The organism is Faecalibacter macacae (genome assembly GCF_003687725.1).
Taxonomy (GTDB): domain Bacteria; phylum Bacteroidota; class Bacteroidia; order Flavobacteriales; family Weeksellaceae; genus Empedobacter; species Empedobacter macacae.
On the sequence record NZ_RDOJ01000012.1, the window covers coordinates 1 to 621 of the forward strand.

1 rRNA gene is annotated in these 621 nt (G+C 30.6%); it reads left to right on the plus strand.

Annotated features, from left to right (window positions below):
• Positions 1-142: 142 nt before the first annotated feature.
• A 5S ribosomal RNA gene (rrf, locus tag EAH69_RS09205) occupies positions 143-250 on the plus strand.
• Positions 251-621 lie beyond the last annotated feature (371 nt).

Sequence of the window (621 nt, forward strand, 5' to 3'; positions counted from 1 at the left end):
ATTAATTTAACCGTCATAGAGAAGGTTAGTTAATCTTATTTGAATTGTGTACTGGATTGTATAAACAAACACTTGTATTCAAGTATCTAATAATGTTGATAATATATTAGGAAATAAACCTAATTAAAAATATCTAAGAAATTAGGGTGGTTATAGCGAAAGGGCTCACCTCTTCCCATTCCGAACAGAGAAGTTAAGCCTTTCAGCGCCGATGGTACTGCTATTGCGGGAGAGTAGGTCGCCGCCAGTCTTTAAAAAGAATCCTCAATCATTTATTTGATTGGGGATTTTTTGTTTTCGGATGTTATGTATTACGTTGTAAGTTCTATGTTATATGTGACAAGTAGTAAAAGTGTTATGAGAAGCTGAAATGAATTCAGCTTGACAATGTTTTATCGTGTAATTTCTCGATAAATTTAAAATCAATCATTTTAAACACTCGAAATGACTAATAGATTATGATTTTTAATAAGGATATATAAGGAAGATTGAGTTGTTTGTTTTGTTGAGATCCTGAAATAAATTCCTTTAGATTTGAAAATCTTAAATTGTAGTATAAAAAGAAGAGAATAGAGTTTGAGTACACTATAACGAGTTCAGAGCTATATAATCTCAAATGCT